Origin of the sequence: Paenibacillus sp. P13VS, assembly GCF_015143645.1 — a bacterium.
GTDB classification, from domain to species: Bacteria; Bacillota; Bacilli; order Paenibacillales; family Paenibacillaceae; genus Paenibacillus; species Paenibacillus xylanilyticus_A.
In genome coordinates this window covers 62,411-85,680 of the sequence record NZ_WYEV01000004.1, presented here as the reverse complement: position 1 = coordinate 85,680, position 23,270 = coordinate 62,411, and the positions used below count along the sequence as shown (strand labels likewise).

At 47.7% G+C, this 23,270-nt stretch carries 15 protein-coding genes; 12 read left to right on the top strand and 3 right to left on the bottom strand.

From position 1 onward, the window contains the following. Positions 1 to 132: 132 nt before the first annotated feature. The 8 genes from GUA98_RS10145 to GUA98_RS10110 all read left to right on the top strand — a co-directional run bounded on the left by GUA98_RS10145 (position 133) and on the right by GUA98_RS10110 (position 7,286). Positions 133 to 630, top strand: a complete 498-nt coding sequence (locus GUA98_RS10145) for a hypothetical protein (RefSeq protein ID WP_227779568.1) — start codon at positions 133 to 135, stop codon at positions 628 to 630. 45 nt (positions 631 to 675) lie between these two features. Further along, entirely contained in the window at positions 676 to 1,230 is a 555-nt protein-coding gene (locus GUA98_RS10140) for a hypothetical protein (RefSeq protein ID WP_193722955.1), read from the top strand. 68 nt (positions 1,231 to 1,298) lie between these two features. Continuing rightward, positions 1,299 to 1,799 carry an NUDIX hydrolase gene (locus tag GUA98_RS10135; protein ID WP_193722954.1) on the top strand — a complete coding sequence of 167 codons (501 nt, stop codon included), beginning with the start codon at positions 1,299 to 1,301 and terminating at the stop codon, positions 1,797 to 1,799. 20 nt (positions 1,800 to 1,819) lie between these two features. Beyond that, on the top strand, positions 1,820 to 2,095 hold the full coding sequence (locus tag GUA98_RS10130; RefSeq protein WP_193722953.1) for a hypothetical protein: 276 nt from the start codon (positions 1,820 to 1,822) through the stop codon (positions 2,093 to 2,095). Positions 2,096 to 2,490: 395 nt separating this feature from the next. Then, a complete protein-coding gene (locus GUA98_RS10125; protein ID WP_193722952.1) occupies positions 2,491 to 3,075 on the top strand; it encodes a chloramphenicol phosphotransferase CPT family protein in 585 nt (194 codons plus the stop codon). A 625-nt stretch (positions 3,076 to 3,700) separates the two neighbouring features. Next, positions 3,701 to 4,741 carry an ABC transporter substrate-binding protein gene (locus GUA98_RS10120; RefSeq protein ID WP_193722951.1) on the top strand — a complete coding sequence of 347 codons (1,041 nt, stop codon included), beginning with the start codon at positions 3,701 to 3,703 and terminating at the stop codon, positions 4,739 to 4,741. Position 4,742: 1 nt separating this feature from the next. Next, positions 4,743 to 5,519 carry a (2Fe-2S)-binding protein gene (locus GUA98_RS10115; protein ID WP_193722950.1) on the top strand — a complete coding sequence of 259 codons (777 nt, stop codon included), beginning with the start codon at positions 4,743 to 4,745 and terminating at the stop codon, positions 5,517 to 5,519. A gap of 45 nt (positions 5,520 to 5,564) precedes the next feature. Continuing rightward, positions 5,565 to 7,286, top strand: a complete 1,722-nt coding sequence (locus GUA98_RS10110) for a helix-turn-helix domain-containing protein (RefSeq protein WP_193722949.1) — start codon at positions 5,565 to 5,567, stop codon at positions 7,284 to 7,286. Positions 7,287 to 7,497: 211 nt separating this feature from the next. Here the strand turns inward: GUA98_RS10110 and GUA98_RS10105 are convergent, their stop codons facing one another. Next, complete coding sequence (locus tag GUA98_RS10105; protein ID WP_193722948.1) at positions 7,498 to 9,825, bottom strand: helix-turn-helix domain-containing protein; 2,328 nt, start codon at positions 9,823 to 9,825, stop codon at positions 7,498 to 7,500. A 327-nt stretch (positions 9,826 to 10,152) separates the two neighbouring features. Here GUA98_RS10105 and GUA98_RS10100 point away from each other — a divergent pair, with 327 nt between their 5' ends. From GUA98_RS10100 to GUA98_RS10085, 4 genes are all read left to right on the top strand, one after another. Continuing rightward, positions 10,153 to 11,715: an extracellular solute-binding protein gene (locus tag GUA98_RS10100; protein WP_193722947.1), complete on the top strand. Its 1,563-nt coding sequence runs from the start codon at positions 10,153 to 10,155 to the stop codon at positions 11,713 to 11,715. A gap of 83 nt (positions 11,716 to 11,798) precedes the next feature. Beyond that, positions 11,799 to 12,698, top strand: a complete 900-nt coding sequence (locus tag GUA98_RS10095) for an ABC transporter permease (RefSeq protein ID WP_193722946.1) — start codon at positions 11,799 to 11,801, stop codon at positions 12,696 to 12,698. A 19-nt stretch (positions 12,699 to 12,717) separates the two neighbouring features. After that, positions 12,718 to 13,587 (top strand): carbohydrate ABC transporter permease, encoded by an 870-nt coding sequence (locus tag GUA98_RS10090; protein WP_183522861.1) that lies wholly within the window; start codon positions 12,718 to 12,720, stop codon positions 13,585 to 13,587. A gap of 51 nt (positions 13,588 to 13,638) precedes the next feature. Further along, positions 13,639 to 18,156 carry an Ig-like domain-containing protein gene (locus GUA98_RS10085; protein ID WP_193722945.1) on the top strand — a complete coding sequence of 1,506 codons (4,518 nt, stop codon included), beginning with the start codon at positions 13,639 to 13,641 and terminating at the stop codon, positions 18,154 to 18,156. 52 nt (positions 18,157 to 18,208) lie between these two features. Here GUA98_RS10085 and GUA98_RS10080 read toward each other — a convergent pair whose 3' ends face one another. Together GUA98_RS10080 and GUA98_RS10075 are read right to left on the bottom strand one after the other, a co-directional pair. Beyond that, complete coding sequence (locus GUA98_RS10080) at positions 18,209 to 19,174, bottom strand: alginate lyase family protein (RefSeq protein WP_193722944.1); 966 nt, start codon at positions 19,172 to 19,174, stop codon at positions 18,209 to 18,211. Positions 19,175 to 19,252: 78 nt separating this feature from the next. Next, positions 19,253 to 23,245, bottom strand: coding sequence for a glycoside hydrolase family 2 TIM barrel-domain containing protein (locus GUA98_RS10075; protein WP_193722943.1), 3,993 nt, complete (start codon positions 23,243 to 23,245; stop codon positions 19,253 to 19,255). Positions 23,246 to 23,270: the final 25 nt, after the last annotated feature.

Below are 23,270 nucleotides of genomic sequence, written 5' to 3'. Positions count from 1 at the left end.
CTCTAAATTGCATAATTGATGGATCCCAGTTACAACACAGAAAATGAAAGGATAGATATGAACCAAAAAAGATGGACGATACTTTTGTTTGCTATATTTATCTTAGCCGTTATATTCGTTTATCAATACTACATGTCAAACTATACCAATGAGGGCATAGCGGACAAGGTTTTGAATCAAGATGGGTATACAGTCACACTACGATCAGAACATATTCCAGTCGAAATTTTTGTGAAGCCTGAATGGATTACCTTTAACGTAAATGATCCAATGAAACAAGATATCAATGTAGCAGAGCTCCACAACTCTAATCTGTTGTTGGATGTGCTGAATAGAGGCAGCGATATTTATTTTACGTTTAGAACTACGTTTAATATGGAGAATCCCTCCGGGGTGTTCATTTATAATGGTATTTTTCATGAGGATGGAATCTCTACTTACACTTCAGCGAATGTGAGATTGTTCGATAAGAACATGAAAGAATTCTCCGTAGGTCAGACAGGTGTTGGTCCGGGCGCGTCATTCTCTTTTGGAATCGATCCAGAAGAACAGAAGCTTATACGGGAAGGGTTCTACGTGAAGTACGATGATTTTAACGTCTATAATTATGTGAAGGACAGCGACTTATAAAAGTATTGAATTCAAATCATTTTGGAACCTTTTCAGGAGGGGACTATGGGGACAGACATTTGGTTTTATGTAGAGAAAAGACACTATCGAAGAGAATATCAATGGACTGATGGTCGCTTGATTGAAATTCCAAAGAGTGAGGAAGAACTGAACAATACGGCTTGCTGGATCAGTGCGGATCGCTGGAATGTTAATCCCAACCACTACTTGTATCCGGAAGAAAAAACATCCCAACTGATACCGAGTGATCCAAGTGAATTTTATAGCGGGAATAGAAATTATAATTTATTTGGTATTTTGTCCAATACAAGAAATGATCACGATCTTAAATTCATATCTTCTCCGCGAGGCCTTCCTTCGGATCTTTCTCCAGAATTGCAAGAATTTGCAATGGAGAATAAGGACGATTTTTATGACCACAGCTGGCTTCTATTAGAAGAGATCTTGCAATTCAACTGGAATGAACGTTTTTATTGTGATTCATACATGGAATACAGAAATGTTAAACAGACCTGCTACGATTTCATTTTTGAAACGATCCCAAAGCTTTCAGCATTAGGAGACGCCAAAGATGTACGAGTGATTTTCTGGTTTGGTTAGTATAGACACACTTCATTAGATATTCAAGAACCTTTGATATGAAGACGTTAACTAAAGGAGAATCATTCATGTTCTATGTTAATGCCAGAGCTTTTATTGAACGCCAAGAAAGGGAAAGAACAGAAATCATAATTCAGACTCGAAATAAAAAGAATGAGGTTTCATTGGAATTGCCGGGCGGCAGATTGGAACTTTACGAATCCATAATAGATGCATTGAGAAGAGAAGTATATGAAGAGACAGGTTTGACCGTTGTAGCCGTAGAAGGTAGTCACAAGCGAATAGATACATGTGGGATCAACCCGAATTTTGAAGTTGAATGTTTGGAGCCGTATTGTGTATATCAAACCATTAAAGGGCCTGTAGATTCTATAGGCATGTATTTTATATGTCAGGTGGAGGGGGAACTCTTACAAGAGGGTGACGAAACAACAAATATCGGATGGAGAACGATTGATGAGGTCTATGAGCGTATGATCGATGATCCAAGGCAGTTTTCAGATGTGGATCGCGCAGGGATAATATATTATTTGAAGCACAGGTTTGGAAAAGAACTCAAAGGAGACTGAAGATGTAAGGAGTAATCCATGTGTATATAAAAGAAAGAAAGTATATTATTGCTATCACTGTTCTTGTTGTAATTGTATTGGTGACGATATGGTATTTTAAAGTGGGATATTTATTAAGAAAACCAGAGATGCCCAACGCAAATATTGAGATTCAGACCCAAATGGTTGATGGTGGTACGATTAATTTAAGAAATGCTGAATACACCGAAAATGAAATCAAGGTTGGATATGAAGTGAAAGGGTTCAGTTTGAAGGAGTATAACATTTCTTGTAAGCTTTATAATGACGGGAATTGAATTTCAACTTCTGGTTCAACAGGTGGAGGTCTGATAGAACTGGACGAAAAGCACTATTACTTTGTTGGTATTGAGAATATAGATGAAAACGATCTGCCTGATTCACTAAATCTAAAGGTTGAAATTATTGTGATACCCAATGATTCTGGACAAAAACCTATACCAGCTCCGTTTAATGTAAGCCTCGATAAAGAAAGTGGAGCTTAATGTCGCTGCATTCTTACCATTGAGCAAGAATATGTAAATCTGATTGATAAGAGCAGATAACTACACATACATCATATTCAAGCTGCAGGCACAGGGCCTTGATTCGACTTGTTCTGGCTACCCCAGCACAAGGATACGGGAACATGTTTCTGAAAGATACGCCAATCTGATACGTGAGGGTGATTCATGTGGAACGAGGACTCATTATATTTTTGAACGGAACGTCAAGTTCAGGAAAGACAAGTATCGCGGTAGAAATGAAAAAGCAGGGAGACATTCCGTTACATCATCTGTCTGTAGATCAATTTGCCCAAAATTATGACCAGTTTATCGACAGTACATATCCAGATATGAAACCAACAAGAGAAGTGGAGCCTCATGTGATGACAGATATCCTTTTTGACCCGATTGTCTCATTGTTCTATTCAACCATTAAACTGTTTTCGGAGATGGGATTGAATGTTATTGTGGATACGGTCATTACCAATGACAAGTGGTTTAACGGTTTTTATGATTTGCTTTCGGATTATCCGATATTGTTTGTGGGTGTGCACTGCTCCAAGGAAGAACTCACCAGAAGAGAGCAAAGCAGGGGAGATCGCGCAATTGGACTTGCCCATTCCCAGTTTGACTACATATATGCCTATGATGAATATGATCTTGAAGTGAATACGGAAGAACTCAGTTCAGCGGACTGTGCTGCAAAGATATTAGATTATATCCATTCCGAGCAGGAATTCTCGGCATTTAAGAAGTTGAGTAGAAGAGACTGAAGGAGATAAAACGCTCGTCTTGGCGGAGAAACCCCATTAATATTATTTAGCATAGAGCTTCTAACACACTACAACATGGTTCCTAGCAATAGGGACCTTAGTCTATATGTGGAGGTGAAGTAATATAAAAAGAAAAATTCTATTCATACCTTTCATTTCTTTGATTGTACTTTTATTCGGGTGTTCATCGTCGTCTGGAAGTTTTGCTTCAGATAAAATGATGAAAATTAAGAATGAAGTCTACATTACAAGTAATGAGACCGTTACAGAAGATGAACTAGTTGAACAAATAGGCGAGATAGAAGTATCTTCAACCAATGAGAGAGATCTTAATGAGGCGAACACTGTAAGTTCGAATACATATAAAGTAGGTACAAGGCTATTTAAAATGAATAACAAAGATACTAAGGATATGATTGCTGTGGAAGATTCTACATCGCTATATTTCATTGCCTACAACAACAAGTATACAGCGAAATAGTATCCTCCTTCTCCCTGAGTGTCGCATTAGTCCGGCTGAAATGTCGCAAAAGTACATGGTAACGCGATGCGGAGATCGTTTATACTCTCCTTATGTTTCGATAATGAAAATCATTATCAGTATAATACATAAGGGGGATTCATCATGAATCATAGAACGAAGGGGCAAGCAGCTGGAAGCAATGCCTACATTGCCCACCAATCACGATTGTTAATGGGCCTGATGCTGGCTCTGATTCTTGTCCTGACGGCTTGCGGTGCCGGAGCAGGTACAGATAGTGGTAAACCGTCTGCTGCAGCACCAGCGGAGACACCTGCGAATGAAGAAGTTCAGACGGCCGGAGCTTTCCCTGTAACGATCACACACATGAAGGGTGAGCTGACACTCAACGAAAAACCAAATAAAATTGCTGTGCTTGATGTTAAGTTTCTGGATCAAATGTTGGCCGTTGGCGAGAAGCCGGCAGGCAGTGTTATCGCTGGAGGCAACACCGATTTTCCAGAATACCTAGGTGATCAGCCGAGTGACGTACAGGTTCTGGGTACACGGGACGAGCCGAATCTGGAAGCGATTGTAGCCTTGGACCCCGATCTGATTATCATGACCGACTTCCAGGAGAAACAGTATGAGAATGTAAGCAAAATTGCACCGACCCTCGTACTCGATTTCTACGAAGATTGGCGCGATACGTTAGCCACGGTCGCTAAGATTACAGACAAACAGGACGAGGCAGAGAAGGTGCGTCAGGCATATGAGGACAAAGTCGCTGGTCTGAAGGCGAAGCTGTCAGAGAAAATGGGAGATGAAACGGTAGCTCTGATCCGTCCGAGAAAAGAAGGTATTCGTGTTCATGGTATTGAGCATCGTACAGGCGGTATCCTGTATCAGGATCTGGGCTTGAACATGCCTGCACTCGTCGAAGGAATCAAGGACGATACCTCTGTTGAAATCTCAATGGAGAAGGTTCCTGAGATTGGCGCGGATCGTTATTTCGTACTGTCGGATGAGCTGTTTGCCGCAGAAGCAGAGGCTATGATTAGCAATCCAGTATGGAAGTCCCTTGATGCCGTGAAAAATAACCGTGCGTATGATGTGAATTCGACCCTTTGGATCGCATACTACGGACCGCTTGCCATTAATCTGATTGTAGATCAGGCTTCGGAAGCCCTGCTCGGATCGAATTAACATGAACCAATATCTCTCGACAGACTTATGGCAACAAACGGTGGAGGATCATTCGATATGGCTTGGTGAACCGCCTGAACATAGTGTCCGTACCATTGCTTTGAGCGAGCTGCATGATGAATCTGCATGCCGAGAGTATATCCGCTGGTTTCAGGAGTATATCGATGCGCCTGACATGAAGGTTGCCGCTTCGATGCTAGCCAAGCGAATTGGCTATCTGTGGACCGCTCCGCTGGTGACGGCGATGACTTTTCATCATCAGCATGTTTCCTTTGAGCCGGAGAACAGCTTCCTCTATCATCCGAAGCTCTCCGCTCATGAGGGGGGGACACGTTTTCCTTTTCTGGCGGTGAATCGGCTTCAGGCAGATGCAGTGACAGGAGACAGGGAAGTGTGGCGGGAAAGAGTGGTAGAAGAGATGTTTGCTGTACAGCTTACACCACTGTTAAAGACGCTTGCTGCAATTGCACCTCTATCGATGAGTATTCTCTGGGAGAATATCATGGTACGTATCGGCCGATTGTATACACCTGATGCAGATGATGATGGGCTGGATAGCCAGCACGCTCAGAATGATTTTACTTATCTGACACAAGGTGCGCCCGGGCAGGTGTTCGGTGTAAAACGTAATCCGTTTACGCGATTTACAGAAACTAAGAACAACGTTCCTGTTGCAAAGAGCAAGCGCCTTACCTGCTGCTTGTACTATCAGATGTCAGAGGAGTATTGCAACAAATGTCCGAAAATTGACAATGAGAATGAATCTCAATTAAAATGACAGCAGCAACAACTTTACCTTTGCTATTGTCAGGAGATGAGAGAAATGCCGCTGCAAGAACAGACAAGTCCATGGAGTGATACGACGATCAAGATGCTTGACGTGCATAGCGGTACGTTGCAGCCAGGCAGTAGTCTTAGCGAAGCCGAATTAACATCAAATCTGTTGCTGCTGGCCGGCGGTGGAGAAGGGAAGCTTGCAATGAATGGTGAGGTTTGCCACATTGGAGCTTCTTTTGCTGCTCATGTGATAGAGGGATCCTCCTTTACACTGACTGCCACCTCAGACAACATGGATTATATCTTGATCTTGTATAAGGCAACCTCCATGGAAGGAGTCTCCCTTGTTTTGCCCTCCCACCGCAATCACCCGCTGCGTACTTCGTTTGTTGAGCATCCGCGAACTCAGGCGGAATGGGTCCAGCTGGCAGAGAAAATTGCAGCGAAATGGAGTAGGGGCGAAGGGCTGGAGCGTTTTCACGCCAATGCACTGCTGCAGGGGATGCTCTACGAACTCTTTACGGAGCATGAACGTGGTCAGGGTGGGACAGCGTCAGACATGGTGGATGTTGTCGCTGCGTATATAGCGGGGCATTATCGCCAGAATCTGGAGCTGAAAGAGCTGGCGGCACTTGCGGGATGCAGCGTAAGACAACTGCAGCGACGGTTCAAGCAGGAGAAGCAAATTGGACCGATGGAGTACGTCATCCAGCTGCGGATGGAGAGTGCGTCGCGAATGCTCCGTCATACGGATGCTCCCATTGGGGAAATTGCAGAGAGAATGGGCTATCGCGATATGTATTATTTCAGCAGGGCGTTTAAGAAATATCATGGAGTTCCTCCTCAGTTCTATAGGCAGACTGCTGCTTCGAGAGCAAGTGCTCTCTCGATGTATCCCTTGCCGCAGAACCGCATGGCTTCCTGGTATGAGTCGTCAAAAGGCACTGTGATTTGCCATCTGCGAGGTCAATATGATGTCACCATATCTCCACAGCGTATTGCTGTACTTGATGTGCAATATGCAGATCATCTGCTTGCACTTGGATTGACCCCGGCAGGCAGCGTAGGATCGGGAAGTGCGGCGTTCCATTTCCCTCAATATATCAGGGCAAGACTTCAGGGTACCGAATTACTTGGAACGTATGAGTATCCCGATCTGCCGGCGGTGGAACGACTGTCTCCGGATCTGATTATATGTACGGAGGTGCATGAACCGCACTATGAACGGTTAAGCCGGACCGCTCCGGTTCTCATGTTTAAACGCAATGAGAGCTGGCAGACCATTCTGAGTCTGTTCGGTGAGCTGACGGGCAAGCGAGCAGAGGCCAAGCGGATCATTGCAGATTATCATCGACGAACTGCATTATTGTCAGAAGAACTTGCTCCTGTACTGGCAGGTAAGAGCGTGGCACTAATTCGTCCGTTTGAGTCAATGGTTCGGGTACATACAGCCTCACATCGTACAGGCGCTGTGCTCTATCGAGACCTGGGTCTGCCTGCCCCGTTATTTGTAGCCGATCCCTCCGACACGGCTTATCATATTTCGGTTGACAGACTGCCGGCCGTACACGCCAGCCACTACTTTTTGCTTAGCAGCGAAATCATGCAGGAGGGGATGTCTGCGACAGAGCAAAGTGTCTGGGGGATGCTGGATACCGATGAGCGACAGCATATATACTCGGTAGATGCCGCGACATGGATCGGATGTTATGGACCAACGGGTATCAATGGCATTATCGATCAGATTGCTCAGGCTTTGTTGGCTTGAGAGCGCCATCCTGAAAATGATAAACCCCAAAGAAACCGTTCCTTGTAAATGGAAGTGTGCGCAGACACATACCTAAGGGACGGTTTCTTTTTACATATAACATACTCTAGGCGAGTCATCTTAGGGATGTATCGCTCTTTACGGAATGCCAGGAACAAACGGAATGTTGGGGACGGGGCCTGATTGACGATCCATTCGGAAATTATTCCAATTAGGATGTCTTCGGCCCTTTTCCCTGCGTTAACTGTTGGTCTGCCGTATGTTGGTGCCGAAATTGTCCTGGGGTAAGTCCTGTTCTGGCCTTGAATATTTTGTTGAAATAGCTGACGTTTGCGTACCCAATCTCCCGGCAAACCTCCTCAACCGAAGCATCTGTCTGCTTCAACAGCTCCATGGCACGCTTGATGCGCAGCTGGATGAGATAGTCATTAATCGTCATGCCCGTTGACTCCTTGAAGATGCGACCCAAGTAGGACGAGCTGCGTTTTACATGTTCGGCCACGTTATCCACAGAGATATTCTTGTTGTAATGGTTGTCCATGAATTCCGTTGCCAGCTGAAGGGTCACATCCGTCATTTTGGAGCGCTTCTCCCGGTGATAGTCGATGATCTTGCTGCAGATTGTTAACACACATGTCTCCATATCCTGAACGGTTTCGGCACGCGCCAGAGCATCGGTATAGGACGATCCTTCACCGATAACAGCGGTCACCTCGCCGCCAGTCTGAACGAGTGTTTTAACCAGCTCCCCGCTCAATTGAACATACAGCTGATGAATATTGGCTTTACCCAGCCTTTGCTTTAGCACCTCCCGGGTGATCGCCCGGATCACGGCAGTACATTCCTCTTTATCCGTCTTGAGCAGGGATTGCTGCAGCTTCGTTTCGAGTTCATACGGATAATAGTAGGTACTTTCTTCCGTTTTCCATTCATCAAGGATCGAATAGGGCAGAATTTCGCCCTTCCCAATGTAGATTTTCATATTTAAAGCCTCTTGAGTTTCGTTGTAAGCTGCACGCACGGCTTGTTCTCCGGCGTGAATGCGGCTGACAGCGATGGTCACGGAGATCCCATAACGACTGAGAAAATATGATTTGAGGCTTCTGGCTTGTTCCACAGGAAAGGTATCATCAGCATCCGAATGTAAGGAGAGAAGGATAACCGTGTGCCTGCTGTCTTTGACAAAAATTTCCCCGTTGATATTCTTTCCCAGCTCTTCCATCAGACCGTACTGGAGCAGATGGGAATGGAATAGATCCTCCGATCCCCTCATCGGCTGATGTTCCTCAAGTTCAAGGGTCAGGATGGCAAAACGATTGAAATCAAGCTGTAATCCTAGCAGCTCTGCCGCATGGTCCGGTCTGTCTGCTGCTTCCTGTACGTTGCCCTGGATTAAATCGTTCAGATACTTTTCCTTAATGGCCGTGCGATTTCCGGTGAGGAGTTCATCCACTTTCAGCTTTTCTTTGATTAAAATATCGCGGTTACGTGTCATCTGCTCAAAGGAATGACGGATAAAGCCGGCTTCATCCGTGCTGCTGGGAGCACCGGATCTGTCGCGCCGTTCGGATTCTTCCGAGCTCACAATATAGGAAATCACACTTTGCAGCGGACGATATAATCTTCTCGATAAAACATAGGAAATAGCAATAGCAGCCGTTATATATAGGATGGCGACTGTCCAAATGAGGACTTTAATTCGGTTCATGCCTTGCAGAAGGACGGATCGTTCGGTGATATCGACGAATCGCCAGCCTGTCATATTGGATGCAGTGTAGGATACGATTTGATCGGAATCACCTATATAGTAGCCGCTCTCCGATGTTACCTGTTCAGCATCCCACTGCTGAAGAAGTGCTTCTCTGTCATGAGCATCGGAATAGAGGAGTTCACCCTGTGGACCAATGACCATGATGGTGCCTTTCTTGCTATTGTAATGACTTAAGTAGTCAGCGAAGAGTCGATCCAGATTCAAATTAATGACGATCGCGCCCTCCACTTGGCCAATCAGTGGCATCTTCTGAATCAGGGAGGTCGCAGGATGATCCGGAGAAAATCCATTCGATCTTCCCGTTAACCAGACAGTACGAGATGATGAGTCTTGATTTAAGGTATCCAGCCAGGACTGGTCAGCAAAGTCGGATATAGGAGATGTCTTTATCTCCGGACGTGATGTCAGGACAAGTTCAAGCGGGGCGTAGTACAGATAGATGGAATCAATGTAGGGACTGAGCTTTTTTTGCTCTTCTACAAGAGTGGATAGATCAATTAATGAACTAACAGAGAGCTTGCCTCCGATGGTATGGTACACATAGGATTGAGCCATTAGCAGACTATTGGCCGCATTTCCGATGGTGGTCAGCTCCTTATGAATCAGCTCCTTCTGCTGAGTCAAGACAGATTCATTATAACTGATGGCATTACGGACACTGTTATCAGCCGATATCATGTAAGTGACCGAAGAAATGAGAACAACAGTGATCAAAGCTATGGCAGTCATCGATAGGAGCAGTTTCACGAACATGGAGTTATTTTTCATGGCAATCCCCTCCTTACCTCAGATGTGGTAGCGCTTACAATTAAATTCGATGATCTCAACAGTTGTGCAGTCCATTATATATCACACCAGCCGAATTAGAACAGATCGAAATTGAAAAACATACAAAAAACGGAATAACGTCAGTGGCTCTACGCGGCTTCTGAAGCCAAAAACATAAAAAAAATGGAATGAGAGGATTGTGCGCCGGAAGGGATAAAGCTTAAATTTTAAGTATGTAAAAACCGCTTCCAATACCCGGCCGGGTCGTTAGGCAGGATGCGGGAATCTCGAATCCATAACCAATCCAACAACAGGGGGTAGATTCTTTTGCGTAAAAGAATCAAATTTGTAAGCGTTATCTTACTGGCTGTAAGTTTAACGGCAGGCTTGCTTACCGGATGCACTTCCGAGACGAACACCTCAAGCCCGAGTTCTAATGCAGGAGAAACGCCGGGAGCAAACTCCAATCCAATCGAAATCTCCTGGGGCATTCACTTTGCCGCAGATGGAGTTGTGAATGACTCGGAGGTTCAGAAGTGGCTGGAACAAAAGTTCAATGTAAAGATCAAACCCGTGAAGGTAACGGACGCCAGTATCGCTTCCGGGGATATACCAGACATATTCATGCTCGGTGATCCTTCTAATGTAATCGCTTACCAGAATCAGGGCGTGTTAATGAGCATTGATCAGAACATGTTGAAGGAGAAAATGCCGGAGTATTACGCGGATATTGAGAAAAAGAAAGAGCTTTTTCAGACCGTTACCGTTAATAACGAGCTGTGGGCTATCCCGATGTTTATCGATTTGAAGCCTTACGATCTGGGGATGTTGTGGCGTAAGGACTGGCTGGATCAGGTCGGCATTCAGAAAGTCCCGGAGACGTTGGATGAATTCGAGGAAGCCGTATATGCCTTTGCACAAAAGGATCCGGACGGTAACGGTGTGAAGGATACGTACGGGTTGACAGGAACGGCAACGTCCACGTGGTCATCCGGGTTCTATTCCATCTTCGGTGCATTCGGTGTGGAGCCGACCATGTGGATGGAGAGGGATGGTCAGATTGTAAATGGATCGATCATGCCTGAGACCAAGGAAGCCTTGGCGAAGCTGCGCAAATGGTATGAGGATGGGGTCATCGATCCGGAATTTATTACAGATACACAGGATTCATATCGTAAAAAACTGTATAACAACCGGATCGGCGTTATTGAAGAGCAGATTAGCAAAGGCGCTCTGCCGGAATCTGCAACAGTCAAGGAAATGCTGGCACTAAATCCGGATGCCAAGATGACATTTTCCAAAAATCCGAAGGGACCTGGCGGTGATGGCTCATGGGATTGGGGAATCAAGAGCAATTTCCTGGTTATCGGCAGCAAAGTCAAGGATCAGCCTGAGAAGCTTGAGAAGCTGTTCGAAATTTTACAGGCACAGAGCAATGATGAAGAGACCATCAATATGACCAGCCTTGGTGTAAAGGGGGAGCAATGGGATTTTGCTGAGAGCGGGGCTACCTCGGGGGCGACTATATTCCTGCCTGGATTCGACAAGCAGGAGCAGCGTGATCAACTGGGAATCCGCCTGTTCTCTTTTGGTAACATTACCACCCAGGCTTATCGGGACAAATATTCCGATCCGAAGGTCAATGAGGCGGTCAAAACGTATTCATCTGCTCCAAGATGGACCGATGCGCTGCTATTCTCTGTGCTGCCTTCGGACGGAAAATACAAGCAGGAATTGACGTCACTCATGCAAAAATATTTCGCACAAATCATCAGCGGTGAAATTCCTCTGACTGAGTTTGATACATTCGTAACGGAATGGAAGGCAAAAGGCGGCGATGAATTAACGAAGGAAGCCAATGAAATGTACCAAGCACAATTCAAAAAATAACCCTGACTTGGCTAGGCCACCTGTGAGGGAGTAATCATCCCTTGCGGGAGGGCTGGCAGTTTGGTTTAACAAGGAAGTGCGCCATGAAAACGATAAAAAAACACGGAGAGCTGCTTTTATTATTTCTGTTCGCCTTCGCATTCTTCGTTGTATTTAAATACGGCCCATTATATGGAGTCGTCATTGCCTTCAAGGATTTCCGGGTCGTCGACGGCATATGGGGAAGTCCATGGGTCGGTTTCCGCCATTTTCAAGAAATATTTCAGAATGGGGACTTTTATCGATTACTTAAAAACACCCTGCTCCTGAATTTGTATCAGATGATCTTTGCTTTTCCCGCACCAATCATACTGGCGATTTTGCTTAATGAGGTGAGGTCAAGGTATTTCCAGCGGTTTATCCAGACGACCATGTACTTGCCTCATTTTGTATCGTGGGTCGTCATGTCCGGGCTGATTATTTATTTTCTCTCTCCAACGTCCGGCGTTGTAGGGGAAATTGTGAAGTGGTTTGGAGGGGAACCTGTCTTTTATATGGGAAAGAAGGAATATTTCCGTCCGATTGTGGTCATTTCTTCGATCCTCAAGGATATCGGCTGGGGCTCGATTATCTACTTTGCTGCTTTGGCGGCAATTAACCCGGAGCTGCATGAATCGGCCGTCATTGACGGAGCCAATCGGTGGCAGCGAATCATTCGAATTAGTATCCCATCCATCATGCCAACCGTCGCGATTATGTTCATCCTGAGTCTTGGTGGTTTCTTAAGCGCAAACTTCGAACAAATCATCAATCTGTTAAACCCGGTCAATTATGAAACGGGTGATGTCATCGATACTTATGTCTACCGGGTAGGTCTGCAGCAGTTTCAGTACAGCTACACGGCGGCCATTGGTTTGTTTAAATCGCTGGTAGGGCTCCTGCTGATTCTGGGGGCTAATCTGACGGTGCGAAAATTGAGCCGCGGCGAGAGCGGTCTATGGTAAAGGCAGGAGGAAGACAGTCATGAAAATAAAAAGATGGCAAGAGCTCATTGCCCCCGCCATGATCTACCTTATATTGTCCATCCTGGCACTCATCGTTGTTTACCCGTTCATTCATGTCCTGTCCGTCTCCTTCAGCGGTAGGGGAGAAGCACTGCGAAGCGGATTTCATTTTTATCCTCGGGATTTCGAGTGGGAAGCATACCGCGGGCTTCTGGACTATCCATTAATCTGGTCAGGATATGCGAATACGCTGTTTCGGATGGTCGTAGGCACGACCTTAACACTTCTCGTTACCGTCTGCGCCGCTTATCCGCTCTCCCGTCCCGATCTGCCCATGAAGCGGCTGCTGATCATGCTGCTGTTGTTCACAATGATCTTCGATGGCGGGATTGTCCCGCAATATCTATTAATCAAAGAACTGCATCTGCTTAACACGCACTGGGTCTATGTGCTGCCATCCGCTGCCAATGCTTTTCATGTGCTTGTGATGATTTCGTTTTTTCGCTCCGTTCCGGATGCACTGATCGAAGCAGCTCGTATCGACGGGGCAAGGGACTTGCGGATTCTGTTCCGTATTCTGCTCCCGCTGTCCATTCCGTCTCTTGTGACGATCGGGCTCTGGAATCTGGTTTACCACATTAATGCGTTTATGGATAACCTGCTTTACGTCACCGATTCATCCAAATTCGTACTGCAGCAGGTTGTCCGCCAAATCCTTATCGAGAGCAAACTCGACCCGTTTACTACGGCGACGCTTGCAACACCACCTGCGCCGGAGAGCTTGAAAATGGCGGCTGTCATTGTCAGCTCCTTGCCGGTGATCGTTATGTATCCTTTCCTGCTTCGATATTTCGAAAAAGGAACCATGATTGGATCTGTAAAAGGGTAGTGATCATGTGCATTTTATCTGATTGATCTGATAAGGGAGGTATTTCCAAAGATGATGAGGAGACAGATCATTATTGCATTAATCCTGGTCTTGTTGGTAGGGGGTCTGCCGGTTACGGGAGTGAATGCGGAAGATGCGGTGAACCCTGGTGCTGTCTTTTATATTTCCAATGATGGTGACGATTCGAATCCGGGAACGGAAGCCGCTCCATTCCGTACACTTGAAAAGGCCAGGGATGCAATCCGGCAAGTGAAGAAGGGTTCCGGGCTGCCTGAAGGCGGTGTGACGGTCTATTTAAGGGGCGGCACCTATAATAGAAGCGAAAGCTTTCTGCTGGAGGAGCAGGACTCCGGTACGGAGAATAAGCGGATAACCTACAAGGCTTATCCAGGAGAAAGCGTGCGGTTAAACGGCGGTCTTGAACTTCAGAAAAGCTGGTTCTCTCCGGTAACGGACATGAATGTCCTGGACCGAATCATCAGTGCAGATGCCAGAACGAAGGTTCTTCAGGTAGACCTGAAAGCTCAAGGTATCACCGATTACGGGGTAATGAGCCGGCATGGGTATTACAAAGCCAATGACGTCAGTCAGGTTCCTCCGATGGAGCTGTATGTTGAAGGTCAAGGCATGACCCTTGCCCGCTGGCCCAACAATGGAACGGTCCAGATGGGCACCATCACGGATCCCGGACCTACCCGCAATGATCCGGATTTGCAGACACGCGGCGGGACCTTTACCTACAATTACGAAAGACCGGATCTCTGGGAAGAGGCGGATGACATCTGGTTGGATGGCATATTCGGTTACAGCTGGGAATGGTCGTACAACCAAGTGGCATCCATCGATACAAGCAACAAGACGATTACCTTGGCATACGGAGAGATGAGCGGTCTGTTTACCAACTGGTACCCGGACTTCCATTTTGCCCAGAACCTGCTTGAGGAAATCGATATGCCAGGTGAATATTACATCGACCGGCAGCAGGGTAAACTCTACTTTATGCCTACGGCTGCCTTTGAAAGTGATCATCCTGAGATCATGGTTACGATGCTTAAAACACCGATGATTAACGCGAATAATCTTTCGCATGTGACCTTTGAGGACCTGATCCTGGAGAATGGCCGGGACTCCGCAGCAGTTATTATGGGCGGGGACAGCGTCCGATTGGAGCACTGCGAAATACGTAATTTCTCCAATGGGGGCGTACTGATTAATACGCAGAGCCGCTGGTTGTATAACGACTTTGCCAAAGTGGACGGAGTGAATCATGCGGTGATCAGCTCCCATATTCATCACATCGGAGGGACCGGGGTGATTCTGAATGGTGGAGATAAGAAGACGCTTGAGCCAGGCAACAATGTCGTGGAGAACAGCCATATCCATGATTTTGCTTATTACCATAAAGCCTATAATCCGAGCATTTTTCTGACCGGGGCGGGAAACAAGGTTTCCCACAACGAAATTCATGACGCTCCCCATCCGGGAATGCTGATCTTTGGCAATGACCATCTCGTGGAATACAACAACATTTATGACGTCTGCAAAACCTTCTCGGACCTCGGCGCCATCTATATGAATCTGGGCGAGTCGCCTCAGGAACGGGGATCGGTAATCCGCCGGAATTATTTCCACAATATCGGGGAAGGCAAGGCAGGGGTTCAAGGGGTATATCCGGATAACTTCACCATGGGCATTACCATTGAAGAGAACATATTTAACGGCATGGGTAACGATGCCATTCTCAATAACGGCGGTGCCCATATCAAGACCCGGAACAATATTTTTATTGATGCAAAGGTACCGTATGAATATTCGGACATGTATCTAGGCGATCAACCGGATCAGCAAATCTCCAAAAACTATATGCCCAAATGGAAGGCATTGTTTGAAAAGAACAACAATTTTGAAGGCACACCGCATATGGAGAAATATCCGGAACTGGGGGATTTCTTCACGGAGAATCGGTTTTATCCGGATACCAACACGTTTCAGAACAATGTGATCTATAACCCGACGAGGAAATTAAGCGGCACGAATAATCAGGGAGCAAATGACAAACGAAACCTGCTCCAGTATGCGAACAACTGGATTACGGATCATGATCCTGGCTTCGTTAATCTGGCGAATGGGGATTTGAATTTGAAGGCGGATGCTGAAGTGTTCCAAAAGATTCCTGGCTTCCCGGCCATCCCTTTCAGCGAGATAGGGACCCAGGGAAAAGCCGGTCCATACCTGGCTCCGGATGATATTGCTGTAGATCGAATCCAATTGTATGACGAGAGCGTAACCATCGGGATTGGGAAGTCATTCGCTCTGTATTCCGCAGTCATTCCCTGGAACGCAACGAACCCCGCTATTCAGTACACGTCGAGCGACCCTTCGATTGTTAAGGTGGATCCAAGCGGCAAGCTGAAGGGTGTTAGTATAGGGAATGCTACGATTACGGCTGTTTCTGCTGACAATCCGGCCTTAAAGGATGAGGTTCAGGTTACTGTTGAAGTTGGGGATGGCATTATCGATTATACCGATTTCGAAAACGGCAGGAACAGCTGGCCTACGGACCCGAACCGGAGCATTGTCGAGGTTGAAGGCGGTAACTATATGTATAAGCTCGTTAAAGGAGCAACAACGTTAAACGAGAATGAGTTTAACCATTATGAGCTGACTTTTAAGATGAAGACGCCGAAAGTCATTGCAGATGATGCCACATTCTATGTGTTTGACCGTTTGAATTCTGGCGGAAGCGGCGGCAGAATTGGTTACCGGAAGTATGCAAACGGAACATCTGCCTGGCTCTTGTATAATGCGGCCTGGGCAGCAGTGAAGCAGAATACGCTCGCTGCACCTGATCTGCAGCCGGATACCGTCTATAACATGAAAGTTATCGTTAAGGGTCCGGAGATTAGTGTTTACGTGGATAACAAATTGAAGCTAAAGGCGAGCGATTCGACATTCAATGCGTCCGGCCAGGTTGGATTTTATGCCGGCGGCTTCAGTGAGCTCCTGTTTGATGACATCAAATTTACCGTTCCAAGCAGGGAAGTATCCGGTTTGCTGCTTGGTGAGAGCCATGTCAACATGGTCAAGGGGGAACAAAAGCAGCTGCAATTTCAATTTGATCCGCTTGATGCCGAGAATAAGGAGGTTATCTTTCATACCTCCCAACCGGGAATTGCGGCTGTGGATGAACATGGATGGGTAACCGCTTTGGCGGAAGGCGAGGCAGATATCACCGTAACATCAGCTGCCAACCCGGAAGCTTCAGCATCCGTACGCATTCAGGTATCTGATGTAATGCACTTTACGGATTTCGATTCGGGAGCGAACGGATGGCCGGTGGACCCGAACCGCAGTATTGTAACTGTGGATGGCAACAAAAAGTATAAAATTCTCAAAGGCGCCTCGGCCCTTCATCCGAAGACATTTACCGACTATGACCTTACCTTCAAGTTGAAGACGCCGGCGGTCATGCCGGATACGGGAACTCTATATGTATATGATCGTTCTGTCTCCAGCACATCCGGGAAAATTGCATACAAGAGGCTGGCGGACGGCACTTCACAATGGATTCTTTATAATGGAGCATGGACAGCTCTGAAAACGACGAATCTACCTGATGAGGACCTGAAGCCTGATACCGAGTACACCATCCGCATCCGGGTCGAAGGTGCCGACATCCGCGTGTACGTAAACGGGGAACTTAGACTTGAAGGGTCGGATACCAAGCACAATCCATCTGGAACGGTAGGTTTCTATGTAGGCGGGTTCAGCGAAATGTGGTTCGATGACATCCAATTTTCCCTGATCGATACCGATCGGACTGCTCCAGAGACCACGGCCGTCATAAGTCCGGCAGAACCGGACGGCATGAATGGATGGTATACACAGCCTGTAACCCTTGCCTTGCATTCTTCTTCTGAAAGCTCTTCTGCATCCGCATCGACAGAATATAGTCTGGATGGAGGGGATACCTGGCTGGCCTATCAGGACTCCCTGACCTTCAGTCAGGACGGCCGTTATTCCATTCTATACCGTTCACTGGATTCATCCGGAAACGCGGAGGAAGCGAAATCGCTGGAGTTTAATCTGGATGCTTCGGCTCCCATGATTTCGGTGGCAGAGCCGCTTGCTGGAGATTATACAAGTGCGGAGTCCCTGAATCTGTCATGGGCTGCTGTCGATGAAGTGTCTGGGGTTGATGAATTGAAGAGTACAGCAAGGCTCGATGATCAGCAGATCGAGCAGGGAGCGGGGGTGCTTCTCTATATGCTACCCTTGGGAGCTCACACCTTCACAGTAATCGCCACAGACGAAGCGGGGAATGAACAGGAAGCGGTTGTGACGTTCTCCACTTATGCAAATGTCAGCTCACTGAAAGCGCTGGTAACCCTCTTTCGGGAGAAGTCCTGGATTGATAATGGCGGGATCGCCAATAGCCTGCTTAAGAAACTGGATAATGGGAATACGGAAGCGTTCCTCCATGAGGTTCAAGCCCAGAGTGGCAAACATATTACGGAGGAAGCAACAGCCTACCTGCTTCGGGATGGGCAGGCTGTAACAACAGAATAGACCACAGAAGAAAGCCTTTCCGATCATTTTCGGAAAGGCTTCTTTCTTATTGCTAACGTTGAATTTGCAGCTCGGGATAGATCCATGCATAAGCATGATAAAGGCCGCTGTTGATATTAATATTGCCTGTGATTGGACGGTAAGGGGCGACAAAACGTTCAAAGTCCGGATTCTTATAGATGTTCGCCATCGCCTCAACCAGATCAAGGGGCCATGTATTGCCAGATAGCTGTGCCGGGAAGATCGGATTATCGTCATATGGCCATTCCTTCAGATGTCCGTTGACATAATGGAAGAATTGTTGGACGGCATACTGGAGGCTTTTGCCGCCCGGTGAGACCCAGCGGAACAAATCCTCTCCCGTCGTGTCCAGGACGAGCTTGGCTGCGGCCGTTACCGGAGCGAGAGCGAAATAATGATACCACACGGAATGCTTGCCTCTGGACGCTTCTTCCGGAATGAATCCTTCGATGGAGAGGGAGTGGTCGAGATGTTCTTTGAGCGCGGTCACCTCTTCTGCCAAACGAAGCTTATCATCCATAAAACGATACAGCGCTAACTGGGAATACAGACTCCAGCTCCACCAGTTGTTGCGGAGGGGGATTCGATCCCACTCCGGCAGGCACACCCGGGTCATCCATTGGGTGAACATTTCTCGCTCCTTTTCGCTCCAGTCCACGTATTCTTTGATTTCATTTGCCGCCAGAAGGAGTCCAACCCCAAGATAGGCGGATACCAATGGTCCGTCCGCACCTGTAATCTCCCGATTAACTACTGCCCAGCCCATGATGATTTCCTTCGCTTTACCTGCGTAAGCAGCTGTTCCTGACAGCCGGTAGGCTAGTGCAGTCGTATAGGCCGCCTGGGCGTCCTTCTCCATCCGCCGCTTCGCGAGCGTGTGTCCCTCAGTGTCCTGGTAAAAGCCGGGAATCTCCCAAGTGGCAATCGCATGACTGTTCGCAGATAGACTCTCGTTTGCTTGATCAAGAAGAACTTCAAGTGCAGTCGAATGTTTCATATGCATGCAGCCCACCTCTTTTGAAATGGAATGATTCATTAATATCCTTGTCGCAGTATCAGATACGGAAAAGTAAACTTACTTGGGCTCCACATCATCCAAGGTCAGACGATATTGAAGATGCCTCATGTATGAACCGGCTGCGTTCCTAAATACCATACCGAACCGGATGTCCTCACCGGCTCCTTGCACGATGGCGATCAGACGATTAATACCCGCACGCAGCTCGATATGTCTCTCCGGATCGGGAACATGACTCCCGTTTAGATAAATCTCATATTCGCAGTTTGTGTTGACTTGAAGCTTACCTCGAAGGATACCATCGACCGGATTGCATGAAGGGTCCAAACCATGAACGAAACAGCTCAGGAACCAACGCTCATCCCCAGGCTCCTGGATAAGAAAGGCACCGTCCGAAGAGCTTCGCTCTTTCTTGAGCATCCAGCCGTAGAGCCCCTCGCCCAGATTGTTCAGCGAGAATTCCGGATCTGTATAATAGGCCTTCATTTCCTCGTAATTGATCCACGGCTTGCAAGGCAGTGCCATGACCTTTTCAATCGACCAGTGCGCGTCTGTTTTGGAGCTGTGAAGAAGACCGTCGTCTATGGCGGCCCCCAGATTGGCCAAAAGTCGGCTATATAAGCGTATGGACTTGGCGGAATCCGGTTCAAGGAGAAGTTGAGATAAAATGATAGATCCTTGTTCCTGTTCCGCTTGCTGTACGAAACTCCCGGCAGGATGTTGATGATCCCGGTTTAACTCCACCAATGCCAGCCTGCTGTATTCCGATGTATGCCCATGCACAAAATAATCCTTCCATGCTGTCCCTTCTACGCTTGCACATAGTACTGCTGCATCGGTCGTATGCAGACTGTAAGAGGCCAAGGGACGATTAACAACTTCTCTGGGGGAGAGAAAAACCTTATCGAAACCGAACAGGTCAACCGGACTTAATCCTTGGACCGCAGGCCTATCGTAATTCGCCTCCAAGTGATACGTTTCATGCTTCAGGATCGAGACAGGGCGCTTCAACAGAGCAGATAGGGCGGCTTCATGACCTGGAGCAGCGGGAAGGATGACGAGTTTACCGCCATGCCGAACATATTTATTCAAAACGGCTACGGAATCCGGATCCAACAGGAGGCTTGGCTCTACGACAAGAAGTTGATATGTTGCAAAAAGGCTGCTCGTGATTTTTCCAAGCACATCGAAGGAAAGGCCAAGGGACCGCAGGAAATGCTCTGCTGCTGCTCCCGGTTCAACCCATGCACCCGTTCGGCTCGATATCGATTCGACGTTTCCTGCATAAGCGAGCATGTTGCGCAGCAAGCAGCAGGCCGCAGGGACGCTGTCGAAATGCTCCATGAGCTGCAGCTGATTAGCGATGAAGAGGCCGCTGCCGTTCCGGTATTCCAGTAGAGGGGACCACAGATCCCCGCCATCTCCAAAGTCCCCTGCGCTGCACTCCAAGATCATATTGAAATTGCCCTTGATCGGTTTCTCGAAAGCGGCGTGGATGATAGGAGGTGGGCCATCCTCACGGATCTTTTCGTCCCAAAACATCAAATCCTCATCGTCCAAGCCCTGAAGGATGGGATGGTCATAGCTGCCCGCGTGGGCTCTGATGAAATCCTGCCGCGAAATCGTCAATTGACCCAGGGACAGATGGTACTGTTCCAACAGCAGAAGACGCCCGCCCCTCCGTACATGATCTCGGAGCGCCATCTCCAGTTGACCGTCCTCATCCTCCAGTCCGCTGCCTGCAACGACGAGGTGATTAGGTGAAAGCTCACCAAGCTGTTCAAGCCGGATTTGTCTGCATTCCGGGACAAGCACGTTTATCCGATCAAAGTCTTCGTCCCGACCTATGAAGGCCACAGGCCGATCTATAGAGACCGGGGTAGTTTTATAATGTGAGGGATACAGTTTGTACTGCAAATTCAGCTCATGAACGAGCTTGTCATCGTGAAACATTACGGCATGAACGTGTAAAGCGGTTATATCCTTAACAGGCTCAGGTTTCCAGGTTACGGTCACGATCTCATGATCCGCCGGTTCTTGGTTGAACAGGAAGAGCTCCTGGTGAAGAAGTATGCCTTCCTGACGTACTTTGCATTCAATCTGAGTTTTACTTGAATGGAAGGTATCGTTATAGACATCAAAGCTTCTGGAAATGGGTTCATCATCGAAGAAGGAATGATTGTATTCTGCTGGTATCATGGTAGCGGGCTTGAAAGAGGCTTCCATGATCGGGAAGGACGGGTTCTTCATATAAAGGGGATATTCCTTCGGAAGAAGGCCGTTATTCAGCGTTAGGGCGTATTTCGGAATGACTTTTGGTTTCGGCCCCGGCGTATCTGGAGCAGATGGAGGAAGCACAATATCGTGCTCCGGCATGGCCCGCATGAAATAATGGGCGAAGTTGAAGGTGGAGATTCCGGAAACGCCTTGCCGCCTCGCATATTCCACGAACAGCCGCTCCTTCTCGGCCAGACCTCGGATACATTCATCCGTGTTTCGATACGCGGTCAAGCCTACGTACATGCTGCTGTTCTGGGGACAGACATACCACCAGCCGCCATGCTCGCCGAACACGAGAGGAGCCTTCCGATCCCATGCGTCAATTGTGCCGTCAATGTTATAGTGCCTGCTCTCCACCTCCGTAAGTTCTTGGGGGAGGAGACGGTTATCGCCTTCTGCGATGATCGGGCGGGTAGGATCTAACTCGCGAATGAGGTTCATCATGGAAGGCATATGCTGCTTGAATATATCGCGGCCATCCACCCAGCGCATCTCGTTCTGCAAGCTCCACAGGATAATGGATGGATGATTACGGTCACGCTCTACCAGTCTGCGGACATGGGCTGTGCAGTTCGCGATATAAGCGGGATGATCGGCAGGCATGGATTTGCTCGAACCGTAGATGGCCGTTTCATCCACAATCAGCATGCCCATTTCATCGGCGATATCCAGATAATAGGTCGGATGAGGGGCGGCATGCAGACGAACACAGTTCACTCCGGCCTCCTTGCACATGCCATACCAGGTGCGTACGTACTCCTGCGTTTGTTGAATGGCACCCTGGAAATGCCAGGAGTCACCGCGCAAGTTTATGGGCGTACCGTTAAGGATAAACTGCGAACCCTCGGTCCAGATCTCACGGAAGCCGAATGGCTGTTCCACCCGGTCGATAACCCGGTCACCGTCCAGAAGCACAAGCTCCAAGCTGTACAAGAAAGGCTGCTCCGGATTCCAGTACTTGGCGTCCTTCCAATCCAGTCGGAACGTGAGCCGGCTTGAATCCCCTTGGCCGCTCACGGCTAACACATCAGCTTCAGCCTGAAGAATGGGGGAGGACGCCGAATCACCGTTTTCGCGCACATGAAGAATAGCCTTGTGCGATGTCTTCAAGGAGGAAGCCAAGGGATGGATTACCGCAGCATCTACGTCCAGCCGATTCTCCCGTACCGACGTTCGGATTGTTACATCGGCAAGCGAAATCTCGGGCCGACTTTCCAGATATACGTCCTGCCATATCCCTCTGGAAATCGAACCAAACCACGAGCCTGCAAGGCCCGTGATCTTCTGTTGACCAGAAGGAATCTCCACCTTGTCAAAGCTGCCGCAGACTACATGAAGTTCGTGCTCCGTATCCTTTCTGACCAGTTCGGTAATCTCCACGAGAAGAGGCAGGTAACCATCCTCCCACATGGCTACGAGATGATGGTCGAGATACACGGCAGCCTTTTGCATGACCCCGTCCATACGGAGGAAGATGCGTGTTCCTGCTTCTTTCATGGATGGAGGCACCCGGAATGAACGGTGAAGAACTCCCGCTTCGGCTTGCGTCCACTCCTTCGGATATTGAAATACATCATATGGCGCATATTCGTACTCAGGAATGATCCCAAAGTTCTTTCCCGGCAGCCTTTCGTAGGAGCTTCTCCAGCTGGAGGGCACTTGAACCTTCTGCTCTTCGTAAACCAGCTCTGCAGGAAGCCCGAAGCCAGTGCCCTGCACATACAAGGGCATGAAATTCCATTCACCGTTTAAGCAATATTGAGTTCGCATGGTAGGAATACTCCTTTCATTTTGA

Excerpts from the sequence above, each read along its gene's own strand:
- GUA98_RS10075 (WP_193722943.1), bottom strand. The coding sequence starts at position 23,245 with ATGCGAACTCAATATTGCTTAAACGGTGAATGGAATTTCATGCCCTTG.
- GUA98_RS10095 (WP_193722946.1), top strand. The coding sequence starts at position 11,799 with ATGAAAACGATAAAAAAACACGGAGAGCTGCTTTTATTATTTCTGTTC.
- GUA98_RS10145 (WP_227779568.1), top strand. The coding sequence starts at position 133 with ATGTCAAACTATACCAATGAGGGCATAGCGGACAAGGTTTTGAATCAA.
- GUA98_RS10140 (WP_193722955.1), top strand. The coding sequence starts at position 676 with ATGGGGACAGACATTTGGTTTTATGTAGAGAAAAGACACTATCGAAGA.
- GUA98_RS10085 (WP_193722945.1), top strand. The coding sequence starts at position 13,639 with ATGATGAGGAGACAGATCATTATTGCATTAATCCTGGTCTTGTTGGTA.
- GUA98_RS10120 (WP_193722951.1), top strand. The coding sequence starts at position 3,701 with ATGAATCATAGAACGAAGGGGCAAGCAGCTGGAAGCAATGCCTACATT.
- GUA98_RS10135 (WP_193722954.1), top strand. The coding sequence starts at position 1,299 with ATGTTCTATGTTAATGCCAGAGCTTTTATTGAACGCCAAGAAAGGGAA.
- GUA98_RS10110 (WP_193722949.1), top strand. The coding sequence starts at position 5,565 with ATGCCGCTGCAAGAACAGACAAGTCCATGGAGTGATACGACGATCAAG.
- GUA98_RS10080 (WP_193722944.1), bottom strand. The coding sequence starts at position 19,174 with ATGAAACATTCGACTGCACTTGAAGTTCTTCTTGATCAAGCAAACGAG.
- GUA98_RS10115 (WP_193722950.1), top strand. The coding sequence starts at position 4,743 with ATGAACCAATATCTCTCGACAGACTTATGGCAACAAACGGTGGAGGAT.
- GUA98_RS10105 (WP_193722948.1), bottom strand. The coding sequence starts at position 9,825 with ATGAAAAATAACTCCATGTTCGTGAAACTGCTCCTATCGATGACTGCC.
- GUA98_RS10090 (WP_183522861.1), top strand. The coding sequence starts at position 12,718 with ATGAAAATAAAAAGATGGCAAGAGCTCATTGCCCCCGCCATGATCTAC.